The organism is Liquorilactobacillus hordei DSM 19519 (assembly GCF_019443985.1).
Lineage (GTDB): Bacteria > Bacillota > Bacilli > Lactobacillales > Lactobacillaceae > Liquorilactobacillus > Liquorilactobacillus hordei.
The window spans coordinates 93412-114186 of the sequence record NZ_CP049301.1 but is presented as its reverse complement, the minus strand read 5'-3'; the positions used below and the strand labels follow the sequence as shown (position 1 = coordinate 114186).

Genomic DNA, 20775 nt, shown 5'->3' with positions numbered 1-20775 from the left:
GTAGGTAGATAATTATGGAAATAGATACAACCAATATAGCATATGCACTTAATGCAGGTAAAACTGTTTCAGTAACAGTTACTTTATATGGCACAGATAATATAGGGAACTACGTAAATAGTACAGTTAAAGTGGTATCCGATGATTTAGCTGACGGTAAAACATTTGAGCAAACAAGTCAATTTGAATTAGGTACTATAGCAAGAAATAAATTGATAGAATTGGTAGCAATTAAATAAGGGGTGATAAGAATGAACTTTGTAGTAAATAATTACGAAGCTGAAATGAATCAAGGAGAAATTGTTGATATTAAGATTGGCTTTTCTGCAAATAATAATGAAGGTGAATCAATAGATTATTTAGCAAAGGTATCGAAAAAGGATCTCGCTGAAAATCAGGAACTCAAGAATATAGTTATGAACGATGTAATAACTATTGCTTTAAACAAACTCAAATCATATATTGCTGTAATAAATAATTAGTTGGCGGTGTCGCATATGGAAAATGATAAGGTTGTGCAAATCCTGATGGAAATGAAGGGTGATATTAGCTCTATTAAGACCGATATAGAGAATATTAAAGAGCAAAGTAGGGATATTCCAAAAAGACTTGATAAGGTTGAAAGTGATACCATACAAAATACTAAGGATATCTTGGAAATACAAGAAAATAATAAATATTGGAAAAGGACAATGGCTACTGCGATAGCATTCCCATTAGCACTGTTTATCTTCCAATTAATTATTCAATTAATAATATCAAAATTTTAGGCAAGTTACTTATTGCCATACATAAATTCAAAAGTTAGTAAAAACTTGATAGTAAACATAATGAAATGTTATAATTAGTTATAAATTGTTTTAATGAGGTGAAAGAATGGTAGAATTTGCGAGTTTAAAAAGCGATCCAAATAAAAGAACTATTAAGGCTGTTATCAAGTCTCCAACAGGTGACATAACAGTATATGAACCAAGCAAAAAAGAAGTAGACGTAATCATGAGTTTACAGGAGTTCATCATTAGTCTAAATAAAGACAATAAGGGTAAAGAAGACGAAAATAGGCTAGATATTTCTGGCGCAACCGTGATGAAGGAAATTGTTCCTTTGCTTACTGATATTGATATGAATGATCTTAGTGAAGAAGAAATTAGAGAAGTAATTGAATATCCAAGCCTTGCAATGATGGAGTTAAATCAAGTACTAGCACAAATCGTAACCACGGTATATAAAACAGCGATTTTATCATATGCTAATAAACTTTTAGAGCATGATGTGACACTTGAAACTATGAAATTAGATCATGCTGCAGTTGGTTCATTTATTTCTCAAGCAAATGAAACCGATCGCGGGAGAGAGTTGGTCAAAGAATTAATTGCCGAAGCTGATAATATAGAAGGCAATAAGAAAAATTCAACAGAGACAAAAATCAATGAAGAGAATAATAAAGTAGTACCTATAAATAAACATAATGAAATAAATAAAACTCCAGAAGAGATTTATAAAGAGAAAGTACTAGATAAATTTGACGACAGCTTTGAAGAGGATAGTCGTCCAGAATAGCAATAAAAACAGGTGGAAAACATTATAAAACACAAAGTTTAGGGTAGTAACTCATGAAAGAGACTATCTTACTTTGTGTTTTTTTGATTGGAGAGAATGTTCTATGGCTGAATTAGAAGGCTCGATAACGTATGAGGGCATACAAGAAATAATAAATAATATTAGATCAAATGTAGAAGAAGTGGTTTCGACATTGGTTAGGTTGAGTGCTGAAGAGATATTAAAAGAAATATTGACTCGTGATTTTCCAGCAGGAGTAACTTCTAAATACTATGTGAGAAGTGGAGAAATGGCTGATACGGTTCATACAAAAATGACTTCGACAGGTAATACAGTTAGTTTTCTCGTTTATATAGATTCTAGAGAATTGGGAATGTATCCTCCTTTACCTAAACAGTGGGGACACCATGTAGATATTCACGGAAATGACTTTAGAGATGGATTGCCTATTGTATTGGATCAAGGTGGGAACTCATCTCTATATGCACAACCTGCAAGACATTTTATACAAGCAGGCCAAACGATAATGAGCGGAACATTAGCAAAAGTATTAGCAAACGGATTAAGAGCAAAAGGTTTTCAAGTTGTAATTGAATGAATAGGAGAGTTGATTAGATGGAACATAAAGAAGGATTAAAGTATCAAACTGATGGTAAACGAAAGATTACGAGATATGCAACAAAAGATCGTATGGCAAAAGTGAATCACAAGAATATAGAAGTATACGAGAGCTATCTTCGTAGTAAAAAAATACAAAATAAAGATGTTAAAGATACAACCTATAAGGTTTACAAGTCTTATATGAATATTTTCATGTGTTATATAGCTGAAAATTGGGATAACTTCTATCTTCTAGACGAGGATACTCTTGAAGAAAACATGCTAGATGTTATGGAATCATACATGTTGTTTCTTGAAGAAGAGTGCGGAAATGGTAAAAAAGTAATCAATACAAAAGTTAGTGCTATTTCTAGTTTTTATATTTGGGCTGCAAAAAGGAGAAAGATAAAGATGCATCCATTTGACAATAAGCTAGATCGTATTAAAGGAGCTGGTGACGAGAAGAAAATATCCGTTTACTTCTTACATCAACCTGAAATTGACAAAATCACAAATGAATTATCCAAAGATCAAGATAGTTTAAATAAATATGATTTTCAAGATGAATTGATTTGGAATATCGCGTTTGATAGTGCGTGTCGTATAGGTGCATTGTATCGTTTGAGCTTATCAAATTTAAATCTTGAAAAAAATGTATTTGAAAATATTCGAGAGAAACGAGGGAAGATTGTTGATATTCCTTTCACCAAACATACAAAAAATATTATTCAACAGTATTTAGCATGGAGAGAAGACCAGGGAATTGATTGCGATGCTTTGTTTTATGTTTGGAAAGATGGTGGATGGGGTCGTATGAGTAAACAGTCATTAACAATACGAATTCGTAAAATAGGCGAAATTGTTGGTGTGGGTGATTTTAGACCTCATTGTATTCGGAAAAGTAGATTAAACCAAATTGCAAAAAAAGGGAATATCCAATTAGCAAAAGAACTGGCACATCATGAATCAATGGATACGACTTCCAAGTTCTATATGGAGAAAAAAGACTCAGCAGAAACATTAAAAGAAATAAACAAATTGATGGAAGAAGAACCAAAAAATAAAGAAAAAAAGTAGATTGGCGGTGAGGTTAAGTGGCAAATCAATTAGGGATTAGGGTAAAAGTTAATCTTCCATCTAAATCACAATTGGAAAAAGAATTTAGAAGTAAATGGAGCGACTTCAAAGCCGACTTCACTGCAAAAGTTAATGTTGAAGCTGATAAAAATAGTATTAAAAAAATGGGTAGGCAAATAAGAGATATTCTTGATGGTACACATGTAGCAATTAAACCCAAAATGGACGTTAGTCAAGCATCTAAGCAACTTCTTGAATTAACCAAGAATTTTAGAAAAGCAAGAGAAGAGATGGAGAAATCCATCAATATGAAGATAAATAATGATACGACTAAATCTGACGTTACGGGCGATGTTGCTAGTAAGTTCACAGAACAATCTAGGACAATTCTAAAAGCAGGAGAAAAAGTTGAAAAAGATATTGCCACTTCTACCGCAAGAGAAGCTAAGGCAATTGAAGGTAGTTTAAATAAACTTGTCAGAGTGCAAAAACAAACAGCACTTGGTACAAGTAATAAGGTCACTAAATCAGAAAACTTAAATGATTTTGTCACGAGAACTACCACACTTAGTAATAAGGGTACTGGGACTACAACTACTAAAATTGTTGAGGATCAAAAAAGAGCATTAGCACAATTAAAAGCCACTATGACTGAAATTGCAAGTCTAGAAACTAAAGTGGCTGGTTCTTCTGATAAAGGGAAAATAAGCGCATGGACAACTAGGATAGACGAATTAAAATCTGAGTTAAAAAGTTTAAGTACAACCTATAATCAGACCTTCAATAAGATGAACGGTGGGAATAATTCGGCTTTCACCAATATGGAAAAGAGCGTACAGAGCGTAAAAAGAATGAATGTTTCGTTAGCAGAGACAGCTCGCAAGGCTAAAGAGGCAGGAAACACATTCAAAGAGCTAAAGAATATTGAAAACTCTAAGCTTACGCTCAATACTCGTTCACTTGGAGCTACTCAAAAAGAGAATATTATTATACAGAAACAACTTCAATTATTAGAACAAAGAAAACAAAGAATACAACAAACTAATTCTGCCGAGAAAATTCTGAGTGCTACTCAAAAATCTGAATTAGCAACTCTGCAGAATGAAAACAGACTTAAACTTCTTTATAGTAAAGCGCAAGTTGCTGGAAATAAGCAAAATGTAGTCTCTTCTGTTGGAAATAGTTTTGGGAATACAGGGAGAAATATTGGGAACATTGCTAATAATGCTACCACTGCTACATTAGCAATGGGTGGATTCGCTGCAGCATTATTGGATGGTGCAAAAAAGGCATCGACACTTCAAAATAATTACAAAGTCATAAGTAATTTGCTTATAACGGGTGGCGAAAATGCTAGTGAAGTAACAAAAAATGTTTCTCGTATGCAGAAAGATGGGGCTAAATATGCGATTGCTTATGGTAAGTCACAGAAAGATATTTCAGAACAATATGAAGAGCTTGTAAAACGAGGATACACCAGTTCATCTGCTCTTGCTGCTATGAAAACTGAATTGCAAGGTTCGGTTGCTACTGGAGATGCTTTCAGTGATGTGGTTAGGGTTTCATCACAAACTCTTGATGCCTTTAATATGAGAACAAGTAATACTGCTAAAATGACAGCAAATACCAAGAAAGTAGTGAATGAACTAGCGTATGCATCAGATATGTCAGCTAGTTCATTCCAAAGTACTGGTAAAGCGATGGAGTATGTAGGGGATTCTGCAAATAACTCTGGAATCAGTTTAGCAGAGGCATCAGCTGCAATAGGCGAATTATCGAATCACGGCCTTGAGGCGGAAAAAAGTGGAACTGGTCTGAGAAAAGTAATTGTTTCTTTAGGAAAAGATATTGCAAATATAGGCACTAAATCAGATGTACTCACACCTCTTGGTATAAAAAAAGCAGATTTAGTTGACGCAAAAGGCAATATGAAATCATTGGCTGAAATGATGAGTGTTGTAAATGAAAAAACAAAAAACATGGGGACTGCTGAAAAAGGAGTGGTCTTTAATAAGTTATTTGGTACAACAGGTCAGCAGGCAGGTATTATTTTAGCACAATATAATAGTCAGTTTGCTGAATTAGCCAAAAAAGTAGAAGAGGCTGGAAGCAAGGGAACATATGTAGAAACATTGGCGAAAAAAAATAGTTCAACAGCTCAACAGTCTATTGCTAGATTCAAACAAGCATGGAGTGAACTTGAAATTATGTTTGGTGCAAAAATGCTTCCAGTTATGTCTAAGGCTGCTAACGATATGACGAAAGCATTCGGTAATAAAGAATTTGTTGCCAGTTTGCAGAAAGATGCTGAAAAACTCGAAGAATTTGCAAAAGGTCTGTATAAGGTTGGAACGTATGCAGTTGAAAATGGTGCGGCCATACAAACATTTGGGAAATTATTAGCTGGGATATGGGCTGTAAATCAAATACGCAAATTTGCCCGCGCAACACAGGATTACTTCGCACTCGTTGGAATGGGTAAAGGTAAATTGTCTGCAGTTACTTCAGAAGTTTTAACTCAGTCCAAAGCCTATGAAAGACTTGCTGCATCAGAAGATATGGCTAATACTGCTGGAGGCTTTGGTACTGGTTCGAAAGGCAAAAAAAGTAAAACTACGAGTAGGGAGGTAAATGTTAATGGCGCTATTACCGAATTGGAGTCTGATACAACTCTTACTAGGAGGGCTAAATTAGCTAATACTATGAAAACTACTGGTTCAGCCATAGGAGCTGGGGCAGATGTGGCTATTACGAAATTCGGTAAATTATATAGTGTAGTGAAATTGGTTGGTACTGGCCTATTATCATTAGTACCAGTGGTAGGTACTGTATTTGCTGCTTTTCAAATTATGGATGCTCTTGGCATCAAACCTTGGGAAATATTTAAACAAAAAATAGATGCAACTAAAGACGCAGTACAAGAGTTAAATAAAGAATTAGACAATGAATTAGCAAAGATAAAATTAACTTACAGTGAATCACAAAAATCTCTAAAGAATAATTCATTATTTAACGGCAACTTAGCGGTCGATAAAAGCACAGCAAGTGGCTTAAGTACGAATTTAGATCAGGAAACGAATGGTGGGCAGAACCAATTATCAGATAGCTCGTTCAAAAGTTTACAGGAATCTTATGATTCTATTGCTAAGAAAAATCATCTAAAGTTGAGAATAACTTTAAATAATTATGATTCTATCAAAGAACAGTTAGATTCATTAAATGCATCATTAGACGAAATCGCTAGAAAGAATGCAAAAAAAGGTAGTAAGAGCGTAAATAAGGAAGTCAAAGGTGCAGAAAAACTTACTAATGATAACACTCTTGATAAACTCTATGGTACAAGTAGTGAATATACAAAAAAGAAAAATGAAATACTAGATGTAATAAATAGTATTAAAGTAGCAGAAAGTACGGGCGGAACTAGTTATAATGCAGGTGAAAAAAGAATTGCTGGTTATAAGAAACAGTTAGAAGCTTTAAAAGAATCCTATAGGAGTGGTGAGAACAGCGCGGAAGTTTGGAGTACAAAAGCAGGTAAAGCAATTGAAAAACAGTGGGATACTCAAACTAAGTCAATCCGTAAGCATATTAATGAATTAGGACAAGCAACTTCATCAGGTGTATTTACTGAACAAGACTATGCTTCAATGGACAAGAATACCAGAAATAATGCCAAGGTTGCACAAGGAACAAACTTAACCCAACTTGGACAGCAAGGAAATATGATTGATTCAATTAATAGAAAGCTTGCTCAAGGTGGAGAATTAAATCAAAAAGAATTAACGTATTTATCTAAGCAAAATAGCTCACTTGCTAACAAGAGTACAAATACAGCTAATTGGTCAAACGCAGAAAAACAAGCTGCACAAGAAGTCGTTAATGGATATGAGACAGCATATCAAAAAGAAAAAAGTACGCAAGAAGCTCGTATGACAGATATTCTTGCCGCTAGTGGTAAATCTCAAAAGTCTATACAAGAAACAATAGCTGCTTATGAGCAAGGTGGAGCTAGTTACATCAAATTAATGGCTAAACAAGGCACTTTGGGTAAGAGTATGTTAAATCTTTCAGCAGAGTTTTCGCAACAATATGGGAAAAATTGGTCTAGTGCTTATTCGAAAATTCAGAATGAGGTAGACAAAGTTCCCAAAACTGCAATGACTGAATACAGTTTTGTTGATAAGACAACTGGATTAGTTGACACACATGTTATAGCTAAATTGAATGAAATTCCAGAGAAAAAGGGAACGAAATACGGTTTAACCTACGATGATAACGGCCATGTAAAAATTCCTGAAATAATAACAGCTTTAAATCAGATTCCAGAGATTAAAGGTACGAAATATGATGTCAATGGTACGGTAGATGCACAAGGATTAATTAAGGATTTAACAACTGACATAAATAAAGTGCCCCCTGTTATAGCTCTTAAGTTCTTAGCACAGACGACTGGTTTCTCAACTGCATTCAAAGATGTAGTTAAACATATGGATGAGACGCAAGGCAAAACCGCAACTGCCAAGTTCTTAGCAGACAATAGTTATTTTGGGATTTCTGCAGATGAGGTATTGAAATATCTGAATACAATTGATAATAAAACAGCAACCGCAAAAGTGTCAGCCAAGGTTGATGATTTTAATACCAAAATAGGTGGTGTTTCTAAAGGTATAGACAATATTAATACCAAAAATAAACCTGTCAAAGTTAAAGCAGATATAAAAGATGCTGAAGGAAAAGTTTCGGCTGCACAGACTAAATTGGACAAACTAAAAGGTAAGACTGCGAAGATTAAGGGAGATCATAAGGATCTAGATGCAAAAGTATCCTCTGCACAAAAGAAACTCAACAATATGAAGGGTAAGCTTTTAGCTATTAAGACCAAAATTGATCCGAAATCAGTTAAGGGTGTAGATAATCTTAAAAGTAGTTTAGATAAAATCAAAGGAAAAAACCCAAAGGTTAATGTCAAAGTTGGAAGAACCACTGATTTAAAAACTGTATCAAATACACTTTCTAAAATTAAAGGAAAAGCACCTAGAGTAACACCTAGTGTGAATAAAAAAGGACAATCTGATGTTGATAAGATAAATCATTCTTTAAATAAATCTAAGAGTAAATTTCCTAAAGTTAAAGCTACTACTGATGGCATTAAAGATGTTGATAAGATGAATAAAGCGTTAAGTAAAGCTACGGATAAATCCCCAAAGGTAACTGCTACCGTAGACAAGAGTGGGAAAAAGCAAGTAGAAAGTCTCGTTAGCGAATTAAGTAAATTACAGGACAAATCTATCAGTATTAATGTCAATAAAACCACCACAACAAAAAATAAAAAATCTGATTCTGTTGCTATTGCATCACAAGATGTAACAACTATAAATCCCGCAAAATCAATGTCTGCTGCTATAGGAGACAATAATAATATTGCAAGCTTAGCTTCTAAAGGTGTGGGTTCTACAGATTATAGTGATAGCACCGAGACCCCGTCAACTGTTAGTGAAGACGTTTGGAGATACTGGGGTAATGAATTATACACTGGAGATAGCTTAACGTCAAAAGTGACTCAATTAGAGAATGCGGTAACGCAAGCTGCAGACGATATGGATAAGTTAATTGATTTATCTAAGCAAAGAATTAATCTAGATAATCAGCAGATAGCTTATCAGAACACAATGAAAAACGCTTATCAAAATCAAATGGATTCGCTATTAAGTCAATTACGAGGTTATGGTTTTAATACAAATGGGAATACAATTACTAACCTTGATCATGCTAAGAGTTTTAGTGGAGATAATGCAGATAAAGTATCAACATTATTGGATTCTTATAAAACAGTATTTGAGAATCTTAATGAGGTTTCTAACACTATCAGCAGTTTAAATCTCGATAAATGGCAACAAGAGAAAAATATAACTGATTATAACACAACTAAAGAAACAACAAATACTACTAATCTAACAAATGCAGTGACGAGTTTAACAACACTTCTGTCAAATAATGCAAGTATATTTAGTAGGGCTTTAGAAGAAGTGGGAGATACAGATTATGCTCTTAAAGCAAAATTATCTAGTCAATCGTTAGGTGATCAGGTTTCAAGTATTATGCAATTGACGGCAGAATTCAATAAACTGAGTACTATGTCTTTTCTATCTACTGATAATGCTTCTAGCATACAGAGCAGTTTGGAAAGTATAAAGTCTTCAATCTTGAGTGACGCAGATGCCATTATTACTCTGAAAAAGAGTATAGATGATGCAGAAATAAGTCAGATAGCTACAGATTTAACGAATTTTACGGATTCTTTAAACACAAGTATTGATAGATTAAAAACTAATGTTACTGATTTACAAGATGGTTTGCTTAGTGGTCAATCATTTAGTGATTTGGGTAGTAGTTCATTAGATGTTATTAATTTTACACAAGCTACTGGAATAAGTTCTGAGATTCAACAAAGATTAAATCTTGAAACGGAACTAGATACAGCACTTGATGCTTTTGCTAAGAAGAATGTCACAAGAACTGCTAATGCTTCTAATGCTGAATTACAAATAGAGCAGAACAAATATAGCCAATTATTAAATTTGGCACAAAGTTATTCTAAAGGGTCGGTAGGCTCTATATCATTAAGCTCAAATGTTGACTCTTCGCTTGATTTAGGGACGGTTGCTACAAGCACTAATCAGCAACTTGAAAAGGATTTTGCGACAATTTCACAAAAATTTGCTGATAAATTAATGGAATTAAAGGAAAACTATACGAATTCCATGAGCAAAGCAAGTAATCAAAATGATAAAGATTTAGCGACACAAAAATTCATAGTAGATCAACTGGAATTACAAGAAGAAATTTATGAAGAAATGATTGATTCTGATAAACAGTCTATTACTGCTTTAAAGGAAAAATTGGCATTAGGTGATTTAACAACAGATCAAATTACAACTATTAAGACCGATATTAGTAATTATGAATCTGCTATAATTACAGCTCAAACTAATATAAAGACGGCAATTAAAGAACGTTTTGACTATGAAAATACTCTTATTCAAAATCAAATGACTAAGTATCAGACTGCAACAGACACAATTGCCAATATGGTATCTCTAGCAAAAACATTAGGACTAAGTACTGATACACAAGGTGCTTTAATGACACAAGAATATTCTTCGATGTTTGGGCAATATACAAATTACCTAACTCAATTAAGTAATTTAAGAAAAGAACAAGCACAGTATGACAATGGGTCTTATGAATACAACACAATACAGACAGAAATAGATACTTTGCTGACAGGACTACAATCAACAGTTTCCTCACTGGTTGAGCTAAATAAGACACAGTTATCAAACTCTTTAAGTGGGATAAAAGAAGAGATAGAGAAATCCTTATACAATGGACAGACAGCTAATCAATATACGCTTGAAAAAGATGTTTATTACACAGGTGTCGATAAAGAATTAGAACTTGAATCTTTAAGATTAAAGGCTAATCAATTAGAGAATAATGTCGTTGAAAAAAGGTTAGAAGCATTAGACTCTCAAGAAAAAATGTCTAAAATTGAAGCGGATTATGTGGATAAACAGATAGACTTATATGCAGCGCAAGAGAAGTTAAACAATGTCACTAATAAGAAAGATGTTCAAGTACTAAAGTCTGATGATAAAGGAAACTTCAATTGGGAGTATGTTGCTAATCAGACAGATGTTAATTCGGCTCAAACAGAAGTAAATACAGCTGAAAAGGCCGTTCAGGAATATAAGAATCAACAAAAAAGTGATTATTTAAGTAAAGTCAGCGATGTTATAAGTGGGATTGAAGATGGGACAATTGATCAAGATGATGCTAAGAATAGATTGTCAGAAATCAATGGCGCTTATGAGAAATTATTAGGTGACACAGAGACATTTGATCCTACCAAGCTGGATGACATAATGACTGAATATAATGCCTATGTTGCAAAAAATGGGACTATATTAAGTGATTACAGTAATAGTTCAGATATAGCAAATAACTCTAGTTACCAGGCACTATTAACTGGATTTAGTAAGGAGTTCAAAGATATCTCTAAGGATTTAGCGGATATATTTGGGAAAGAACTTAGAAACATTCTTGATTTGCCAACAATTACACCTGCAACAACTGATAATAGTAGTAAATCAGTGATAATCCAAAATCAAACACTTGAACTACCAAATGTTACTGATGCTGAAAGCTTTGCTGAGGCATTAAAAACATTGCCTGAAGTAGTTAAACAAGTCGCCACAAGTAAATAAAAACCAATCAGAAATGATTTGGTATACATAAATACAAAAGCATTAAGAAGGGAATGAGTAAATGGTACAACCAGTTTTAAATATAACTAATAATTTCGATGCTACTGAAGAGAGAACATTTACATTTATTTACCTAGGAGCAGAAAAGTCTTCATCAAATCTCCTCTCTATTAGAGAAAACTCTGCAAATAGTACAGCAGTCTATGAAGAGGAAATGATATCTGCCGATAAAAAACATATTTTGCCGGCCAGTACATTGGTAAATGGAAAATCATATCTAGCAAAAATAAAAGTTAAAACTAGTAATGGTTGGACTGATTGGTCAACAGAAATAAATTTTTTGTGTTTAAACAAACCAGTAATTAATTTTGACACAATTGATTCTAAGAACTTTGTGTACACTGATGAGGTTCTAATGAGCGCCTTATATTATCAAGCACAAGGGGATACAGTAAATAATTATCAATTCACTCTTTACGATCAGAATCACATAACTATACAAACATATCCAGTTAGAGTGCCTGCTACATCTGCAACAACTAGATTAAGTGAAGAAGTAACAGGTCTTATCAAAGGGAAGCTATATTATATTTCAATAACCGTAAATACTAGTCATGATATTGAATACACAACGGAAAAGCAGTTTATTCCACAATATATAGTTCCTACCATATCGGGAATAATTCAGCCTTTAGCTCTTAATGATGAAGGACAAATAATTATTGAATCTTTTTTAAAGCAGATATTAGCAACTCCTGTTAAGCCATTCATACCTAACAGAGCAACTGATAGCGATACCTATTATAGCTACTATAAAGATGACTATATTATTATCCCAAATGATAATCCACTTATGTTTACTAAATTAGGAATGGCAAAAGCTTCGGATTTTATAGTTAAAGTTTGGTGTATGAATGTTTTAAATGGGACGATGCTAGACTTTGCTCCCGAACTTGGAAATGGAATTCACATTAGATTCGTAAAACACGATGACTATATTACATGTGAAAAAAATTTTGGTTCTTTAAAATCAAGAACTAAGTCGAATATTGTCAAGGGTTTAGGGTTAAAAGAATTTTATTTATATATTAAAGTGAAGGAATTTAGAATACAAATGGAAATAGTTCCAATTACAGAATAGGAGGTTTTACATGATAATAGGTTATGATTTTTTTGGCAATAAATTTGATGGCAATCTTTACGATACACCAATAGCAACAGTTGGTATTGATGAAGTTACGATGGGAGCTGGCATGTATGATGAATTATTCGTTTCAGTTGATGGGACAATTGACGATACAAATGCAAAACCAAGTAATTGGGAAATTAAAACTATTATGGACGCAACATTCAACAATACAATAGAAGCAGGCACAATAGATGGATCGGGACATAGGGTTACAAATATTAACTTATATAGAAGAGAGATAAAGTCAAATCAGGATTGGCAGTTAGTGGCGACTTTCCCTTATGACGAAGATTACAATGTTTACACGGTGGTGGATAGATTTGTCGAGAGTGGTAAGACTTATCAATATTGTATAGTTCCATTAGCAGAGAATACTAGAGGTGATATAACCAAAAGTCAACCTGTATCTATAACTTATGATGGGACTTTCATATCTGATCTAAATAATAATTTTGCATTAGACTTAGATTTTGAATTAGCAGAAATGAATTACAATAAGAATTCAAATGTAGCAACACCATTAAATAGTGCATATCCTATTGTTAGCTTTGGTAATCAAAATTATAGAAGTAGTAATGTTAAATTTCTTCCATTAACATCTGAGCAATTAAATGGTAGTGCTAAGAGTATCGATGCGAGAGCTGAGAGATTAAATAGGAAAGCTGTGATACAGTTCTTAAACAATGGTCAAGCCAAGGTTATTAGAAGAGAAGATGGAGACATGATTTTATGTGTGACACTTGGAGTAAAATCAACCCCAAAATCTACCTCCCTGGATACATTAGCAGATGTGAGTTTCGATTTTACAGAAATAGGTGCTTTGGATTATAACTCGATGGACAAAGCAGGATTAATTGCATCAGCTGGAAAGTCTATATATACGTATGATGAATTTGGCGATGTTTATTGGAATAATGAACCAATTAATGAAGATGCGAGAAGAGAGTATCGTAATTCTTTTGCGGAATAGAGGTGGATTATAACGAATACTATTACGAAAAACCAAATAAACTATATTGTTCCTAATATTATAGACGATTTGTATTCCAGCATTGGTACGCAAGCTCAATCTGTACACACTCAGCCTATAAGAAATGTTAGTACAACAATACAAGTAATTGATACAGATGGTTCTATTATAGATACAATTGCAGGTAAGACAACTGGAGGTAGCCTTAGTGTAACGGCAGATTCACTTACGAGAAGAACTGGTACATTGACAATGGTGGTTGATCCTGACTATATACCTAAAGACGGGGGTGTAGTTTGGTTTGGGAAACAGTTCAAACTGTATCAAGGTATACAGGATTTAACCACTAGCGGGCATCCAGTAGTAAACTTCTTGTTAGGTACTTTCTTAGTTGATGAGGAAACGTTAGCCATATCAGCAAGTGACAGTTCAATCTCAATAAAACTATCGGATAAAATGACACAATATGATGAAAAGACATTGGAAAATGAATTAATAATTCCAAAAGGGACATTAATTAGTGTTGCTATAAGAAAGGTTATGGAACTTGTAGGAGAAACCACCTTTGGATATATTTATGAGAGTTCATCAGATGAAATATTAACCTATGATTACACAAAAGAGGTAGGAAGTAATGTTACCGATATTATTAAAGATCTCAGAGATATGTATATGGATTATCAATGCGGATATAACATTAAAGGTGAATTTGAATTTAGAAAGTTAGAAATACAAAAAAGTGTCGATACAATAGAACCTAAATGGATTTTTGACTCTACTAATCAAGACAGGGCAGACTTAACATTGTCATTTAGCGAGACCTATAATCTCAAGAATGTAAGGAATAGAGTTGTAGTTTACGGTGCAACTAATACAAGCACAGGTTTAACCCCTCAAGGTGTTGTGAGAATTACAGATAGTAAAAATCCATTCAATGTAGATGCTATTGGCACAAAAACTACAATTATAGTTGATACTAAATTATCTAATGATATTCAATGTGTCGCAGAAGCAAAATATAATGTTTGGAAAACGGCTCACTTCCAAGAGTCTTGTACGATTTCCTGTATTCCTATGTATATATTTGAACCTAATGATTTGGTCGAAATCGTTAATCCAGAAACAGGTAATAAGTATAGGTATATGATTGATAGTTTTTCACTTGATCTGGCTATTGGTGGGGATATGAGTATAACGACACATAAAATGTATTATGTTGGTCTTGAATATGGAGATGAAGAAATTCCAATTGTTAATGCTATTAAAAAAGGTATTAATCAGTTGGGGTGGTTAAGTTTAGGTGAGCAAAGAATCAAAGATTGCTACGGTATTAGTGGAGCAGGCGAGAATACAATTGTTGTTAGATTTACCAGTATCAGCAAAGGCGGAGAGCAAGCAGCTGTTACTGGCTATACTACAACAAAAACTCAAACTATGGAATTTGATTTAATGGATTATCAAAATTTGAATCTTTCTAGCGAAGATGGAGATGCTGGTAGATCTAAAGGCGATTATTTAGATAGAATATTGGCGCATGAAATGTTTCATGCAGTTTCTAATGATTATTATGGTGTTTCTAATACGCTAGATATGCCAGTATGGTTTAAAGAAGGATTTGCAGAATTGATTCATGGTGGTAAAGATAGATATCAATCAATAACTGGTTTTAAAACAGATGCAGAGAAAAAAACCTACTTTATTAATAAAGCAAAGGCATTATTAAATAACACTTGGGAAAGTACATCCGAAGACTATGTTGCTGCTTATTTAATTGCTTCAGCTCTTTATTACTTATGTGGTAGTATTAATGCTTTTAAGCAAATGTTTACTAGAATTAAAAACGAGAATAATCTCAATTTGAACTTCTTGACTAAGTTATTACCATTAAAATCTACTAATGATGAAATGATAGAAGAAATTATAGATGAAATGAATAATATGAGTTTATGGAACGCTTTAAACGACTCAAACGACACAGATACTGGTTCAATAGGTGGGTCACATTTTATGAATATTTACAATAAAGGGCTTGATGCAAGTAGTGTATTTGATGATGCGAGTGCATCAACTGTCTCAAGTGGGTTTAAGGTTATCTATGATTAACTGTTTTTCAAAAGTCAACCAAAAATTTACAGAAAAAATAAAAAATGATATAATTATAAAAGAATAGGAGTTGATTAATTATATGTCAAGATCAAGTTTTCCAGGTAGTATTGATAGCTTTAAAGAGCTATTTGATTTACCTGCTAATCTAATACAAGATGCTAATGAATACACAAGTTTAAAAGCATTATCTGTTTTAGATAATAATCAGCAAAATAGACTAAATGCTTTGGCCGCGGAGTTACAAGATTACATTCTCACACCTGAAACCATGAACAAAGTAACAGATTCAATGGTTGCTTTAGAGACATTCTTTGCTAATAATGTTGATGGCTATATAGCAAACAAGCAAAAATTATGGGACACTTATGTAAATAATTTTAATTATCAAGGGGTATGGGATTCAACAAAGAAATATGGCAAACAGAATCTAGTTTCTTATAATGGTGATTTATATTTAGTAATAGATGACACGGTGGCAAGCAAAACAGCTACACCCGATGTAACAACTACAAGTTATCGTAAGATAGCTTGGAAGGGTGATAAAGGCGATATCGGTTTAAGCTCTTATTATAAAGGAGTGTGGAATGGTGGTACAGCATATTCAATTGGTGATGCTGTTTCAATTAAATTAGGCGATAGCTGGAATCCTGTAGACATGGTGTTTATATGTAAGGTCGCTAATACTAATCAAAAACCAGACTTGGCAACTACGAGTGATTATTGGTATCCATATAATCCTTTAATGGTTGGCAAAACTATTCCGCAAAATCTAAGTGCGTCAACACATTTTATTGAAGTATTGAGTTAAGGTGATAGGATATGACAGATAGAAAAACGACCACAGAAATTCAAACCAATATTATTGATAGCATAAATACCTTGGTAGATAGTAAGTTAAGTGCAACAAATACTCCTCAGAATAAGGTTGGAGTAGTTGTGCAAGACCCTTCTGGATATAATTGTATAGTTAAAATTAACGGAACTGAATTCACATGCACACTCCCCGAACATTTGCATGATTGGATTAGTAAAGATGATATAGTAATTGTACAGGATCTATATGGAAACGGTCTTAGCTTAACTATAATTGGCTCTAGTGGTTCTACTAGAAATAATACATTGGTTATTCATGATGAAAAATTAAATAGGAATATTAGTGGTGTTACTAAATTTGAATCAGAAGATGGCGTATTGTCTGATGAAGATATTATTATCAATTAGAAATAAACATATTGATAGAAAAGAACAGGAAGTGAATTGATGGTTACTAAACATACAGGTAGATATTGGGTAGGTAAAGATAATTTCTACCATTTTGAAACAGAAGGTGATTCCGTTATTATTTATGACAATAGCGGTAATCAAATTGGGACTTTAGATGATCTAATGTTTAAAGGGAAGGTTGTTACAGGTGTTAGTTTTAAAACTATTATTAAAACAGGTGTATATAATGTTAAAAATATGGAAGACTTGCCAAACACAATCCCTACTGATAAAACTTCCATTTTATCAGTGATTGCGGTAGGGAATAATGAAAATCCAGATTTGATTGAATATAAAATAATTGGATCTAATGGTGTTATATCTGAATGTACTGCAATCGGATCAACGTACACTAGTTGGACAACGGGTGGAGTATCGTTAGATAATGCAATATCTACAATTAACACTACATTAACAGCGTTAAATTCAAAAATCACGAATACCAACAGTAGTCTTTTGGGAACAAATCAAACTTTATCAAATTTAAGTGTAAAATTTGATGGACATAATCATGATGGAAGATATTTATTAAAATCAGGCGATACAGCACAAGGAAATATTGGTGTTAAATATGGTTCTGGTTTTAGATTTATGAGATCTAATGGTGCTAATGTAAACTTAGCAAATGTTGACAGTAATGATAAGTTTACATTAGGGGATAATTCCGTTTCGTTAGGTATAGCTAGTAAAGATGATGTTAAAATTAATGGGCACAAAATTTATACCGATGCAAATAGTGGTCAAGGATCGGGTATAAATGCGGATATGATTGATGGTATTGAGTCTAGTTTATTGTTAAGGAATGATAAGGTAAATCAAGTCAATGCTGATTTTGAGCTAGAAAACGGTTCAGAAATTCGATTAATGCCAAATGGGAATAATAGTACAGATCTTTATGGTAGATTAACGGCATCTGGAGGCGGTTTGGTTGCTGGTGTAAAAGGTCATAATGTATTGGGTATCTATCAAGATCAGATTTGGTCTAATAGCAAAATTGTTATAAATGGACAAGATACAGAAAGTTACTACCAATTTGCTGGCAGTAATGACGATCATATTGGTTTTTATTATAACGACTCTAGACATGAACTAGGAGTTTATGATTGGGGAAGAAATCAATACCTTATGGCATTTACTAAAGCAGGAGGAGATGGAATAGTCGATATACCATCTGCACCTAGAATACAAGGTAGAAGATTATTTCTTACCAATGATACACCTACTGGAAATATCCCTTATGGATCAGTTTGGATTGGATTCTAGGAGGCGAGTTAATGACACAAGGAATAAAGATGAGTGATGGTAAGGGTGGTTGGCTAGATCGTCAAGGCCAGGCAAAAATATGGAATGGTTCTTCATGGATACCAGCTAAAGTTAAATTATGGACTGCTTCATCAGAAGGTTGGAGAACAGTATCGAAAACAACAAATATTGCTACATTTGATTCAACATGGACACAAAGTTATTGGGGTGAAACTGCATGGACTAAATCTAGAGGATTAAGTGACTCTGCAAGACCAAGAGATAATAAAGGGAATAATATGTTGCAAGGTAGGTTTACAAACCCCGATGTTCGCTGGGAAGGCGATGGCGGTATTCAAGGTGGTCTTATGGGATTTAATGACAGTGCTATTCGTAATGTATTACAGGGTGCAGAAATCAACGAAGTAAAATTATATCTACATTCTCAACATTGGTGGTATACGACTGGTGGACAAGCAGTTCTAGGAACACATAATTTTAGTAGTTGGCAGGGTAGGTTTGGATTTAAACAACTAGATATAGCTCGTCAAAGATACTGGAATAGAGATGAGGGACAATGGATAACGTTACCAAATTGGGTGGGCGAACAGCTTAGAGATAATAGTATTAAAGGACTAGTAACCTATAATGGTTCTGCCGACCCTTATTATTATGGTTATTTCTATGGGACAGATGATTGGCGTAAACCTAAGTTACAAATTAAATATACTAAATAAACATAATGAAAAGAAAGAAGGAGTTTTAATGTTAAAAAATATTAAGAGTAAGTTTATAGATAGCGATAATACTATCAATGGTAAGGTGTTGGCTGGTTTCATTTCACTTTTAATAGTTCTAATTCAACAAATTTTTGCTAGTTTTGGAGTAAAGTTCACTGGAGATTTGAATAGTATCATTGCTGTGATCAATACTATTTTAGTTATTCTGGGGGCAGTTGGGGTATTGAGTGAACCAGCTACTGTTAGTACAAATATTAGTAATATACAAGATACAATTTCTACGCTTCAAGACAAAACTGAAAATAGTAAGACAACTTCCGAATTAGCTAATACTAAAGCACAAGTTGCTATTTCAAAAGTTAATGAACTTAAAAATACTATTGATACGGTTCAATCTAAAGTTACTACAATTGCAGCTCAATAAAAATAAACATAATGATAGAAAGGAAGATGAAATGATTAAGAAAAATAAATATATTTTAGGTTTATTATCATTTTTTGGATCTTTATTAGTAATTTTGTCGTTTTATGGCGCAGCTTCAGCAAATACATTGGGTTTTGATGTAGCTAGTTATCAAGACTCAACTCCCACTTATATGCAGTCTCTTAAGGACAAAGGTGGTTCGTTTGTTCTTGCTAAACTTGGTGGTTCAGGTGGTGGTGAAGGGACTCATTATAAGAACCCTAAAGCTTCTGCTCAGTTGGCTTCGGCTAGTTCGGTAGGAATGGAAATTGGTTCATATTTCTGGGGTCAATTCGGATCTAGTCAATCGGATGCTATTAAAATGGCTAATATGGCTATTGATGATGCACAAAGAGTAGGCTTAAAAACAGGTTCAGTAATTGCTTTGGACTATGAGCAGGGCGCGACTTCTGATAAAGAAGCTAACACTCAGGCGATTATCTCATTTATGGAGACTATTCAAAAAGCTAATTACAAAGCCGTATTATACTCAGGTGCTAGTTATCTAAAAAATTATATCAATGTTGAAGAAATTGGTTCTACTTTCGGTGCAAGGATTTGGGTTGCAAGTTATAAAACGATGAGTCTGCAGACAGCACCCGACTTTCGTTACTTCCCTAGCATGAACTATGTCGGAATGTGGCAATATGGCAGCAATGTTTATGGCGTAGATGGTAATGTTGATTTAACTAACCTTATGAAATCTGGAGACGTTAAGAACGATGTTAAGGTTACTCCAACAGCTCCTAAAACCGTGGTAAGTGCCGAAACCATTGATAACTCCAATAAGTATTATGTAGTTCAATCGGGTGATTCATGGTGGAAGATAGCCAATAAGTTAGGCTTAGAAATGAATCAGTTAGCTAAGTTAAATGGTTTGACTATTAACTCTGTAATCCATCCAAGCCAGAAACTGTTGATTAAGGGAACACTCAAGAATGATGCTAAACCGACTACTGTTAAGAAAACAACTGTTACTACAGCAGTATCATTACCAAGTGGTGTTAGGGTGCAATCAGGTTATTTCATTCCTAACCAAAGACTGATGGTGTGGAAAAATGCAGGATCTAACCCTACAGATATCTACTATTATAAAGGCGAAGTTATCAAATATGTTGGTTATATTCGTAATGGTGGGTATAATTACGTAGCTTATAAGACTTCTGCTGGCAACTGGCGTTACGTTGCCGATAGACGTATGCCAAGTCGTGTAGCACTCGGTACTTTTAGATAAATTTAAGTCCAATCAGAAATGATTGGCATACATATTACAGAAATGCAGTGCTTATGTTTACATT

Annotated in this window: 16 protein-coding genes; all 16 read left to right on the top strand. The window is 33.7% G+C overall.

What is annotated here, in order from left to right:
• Nucleotides 1–14 precede the first annotated feature (14 nt).
• The 16 genes from G6O70_RS00775 (at nucleotide 15) to G6O70_RS00700 (ending at nucleotide 20711) form a co-directional block, all read left to right on the top strand.
• Nucleotides 15–239, top strand: a complete 225-nt coding sequence (locus G6O70_RS00775; protein WP_057868716.1) for a hypothetical protein — start codon at nucleotides 15–17, stop codon at nucleotides 237–239.
• 12 nt (nucleotides 240–251) lie between these two features.
• Nucleotides 252–482, top strand: a complete 231-nt coding sequence (locus G6O70_RS00770; protein WP_057868717.1) for a hypothetical protein — start codon at nucleotides 252–254, stop codon at nucleotides 480–482.
• A gap of 15 nt (nucleotides 483–497) precedes the next feature.
• Nucleotides 498–770 carry a hemolysin XhlA family protein gene (locus tag G6O70_RS00765; RefSeq protein ID WP_057868718.1) on the top strand — a complete coding sequence of 91 codons (273 nt, stop codon included), beginning with the start codon at nucleotides 498–500 and terminating at the stop codon, nucleotides 768–770.
• A 106-nt stretch (nucleotides 771–876) separates the two neighbouring features.
• On the top strand, nucleotides 877–1560 hold the full coding sequence (locus G6O70_RS00760; RefSeq protein ID WP_057868719.1) for a hypothetical protein: 684 nt from the start codon (nucleotides 877–879) through the stop codon (nucleotides 1558–1560).
• Between the two features lie 103 nt (nucleotides 1561–1663).
• The gene (locus G6O70_RS00755) at nucleotides 1664–2158 is read left to right on the top strand and encodes a hypothetical protein (RefSeq protein WP_057868720.1); all 495 of its coding nucleotides are present in this window, start codon (nucleotides 1664–1666) and stop codon (nucleotides 2156–2158) included.
• A 17-nt stretch (nucleotides 2159–2175) separates the two neighbouring features.
• Complete coding sequence (locus G6O70_RS00750; protein ID WP_057868721.1) at nucleotides 2176–3237, top strand: tyrosine-type recombinase/integrase; 1062 nt, start codon at nucleotides 2176–2178, stop codon at nucleotides 3235–3237.
• A 17-nt stretch (nucleotides 3238–3254) separates the two neighbouring features.
• Nucleotides 3255–11504, top strand: a complete 8250-nt coding sequence (locus tag G6O70_RS00745; protein WP_057868722.1) for a phage tail tape measure protein — start codon at nucleotides 3255–3257, stop codon at nucleotides 11502–11504.
• A 61-nt stretch (nucleotides 11505–11565) separates the two neighbouring features.
• Nucleotides 11566–12645: a hypothetical protein gene (locus G6O70_RS00740; protein WP_057868723.1), complete on the top strand. Its 1080-nt coding sequence runs from the start codon at nucleotides 11566–11568 to the stop codon at nucleotides 12643–12645.
• Nucleotides 12646–12655: 10 nt separating this feature from the next.
• Nucleotides 12656–13663: a hypothetical protein gene (locus tag G6O70_RS00735; RefSeq protein ID WP_057868724.1), complete on the top strand. Its 1008-nt coding sequence runs from the start codon at nucleotides 12656–12658 to the stop codon at nucleotides 13661–13663.
• Nucleotides 13664–13732: 69 nt separating this feature from the next.
• A complete protein-coding gene (locus G6O70_RS00730; protein ID WP_233419103.1) occupies nucleotides 13733–15766 on the top strand; it encodes a flagellin in 2034 nt (677 codons plus the stop codon).
• Nucleotides 15767–15848: 82 nt separating this feature from the next.
• Nucleotides 15849–16577 (top strand): hypothetical protein, encoded by a 729-nt coding sequence (locus tag G6O70_RS00725; protein WP_057868726.1) that lies wholly within the window; start codon nucleotides 15849–15851, stop codon nucleotides 16575–16577.
• 11 nt (nucleotides 16578–16588) lie between these two features.
• Entirely contained in the window at nucleotides 16589–16990 is a 402-nt protein-coding gene (locus G6O70_RS00720; protein WP_057868727.1) for a hypothetical protein, read from the top strand.
• Between the two features lie 39 nt (nucleotides 16991–17029).
• Nucleotides 17030–18295 carry a hypothetical protein gene (locus G6O70_RS00715; RefSeq protein ID WP_057868728.1) on the top strand — a complete coding sequence of 422 codons (1266 nt, stop codon included), beginning with the start codon at nucleotides 17030–17032 and terminating at the stop codon, nucleotides 18293–18295.
• 11 nt (nucleotides 18296–18306) lie between these two features.
• Nucleotides 18307–19011: a hypothetical protein gene (locus G6O70_RS00710; protein WP_057868729.1), complete on the top strand. Its 705-nt coding sequence runs from the start codon at nucleotides 18307–18309 to the stop codon at nucleotides 19009–19011.
• A 28-nt stretch (nucleotides 19012–19039) separates the two neighbouring features.
• Nucleotides 19040–19438: a phage holin gene (locus tag G6O70_RS00705; RefSeq protein ID WP_057868730.1), complete on the top strand. Its 399-nt coding sequence runs from the start codon at nucleotides 19040–19042 to the stop codon at nucleotides 19436–19438.
• Nucleotides 19439–19469: 31 nt separating this feature from the next.
• Nucleotides 19470–20711, top strand: a complete 1242-nt coding sequence (locus G6O70_RS00700) for a GH25 family lysozyme (protein ID WP_083481859.1) — start codon at nucleotides 19470–19472, stop codon at nucleotides 20709–20711.
• Nucleotides 20712–20775: the final 64 nt, after the last annotated feature.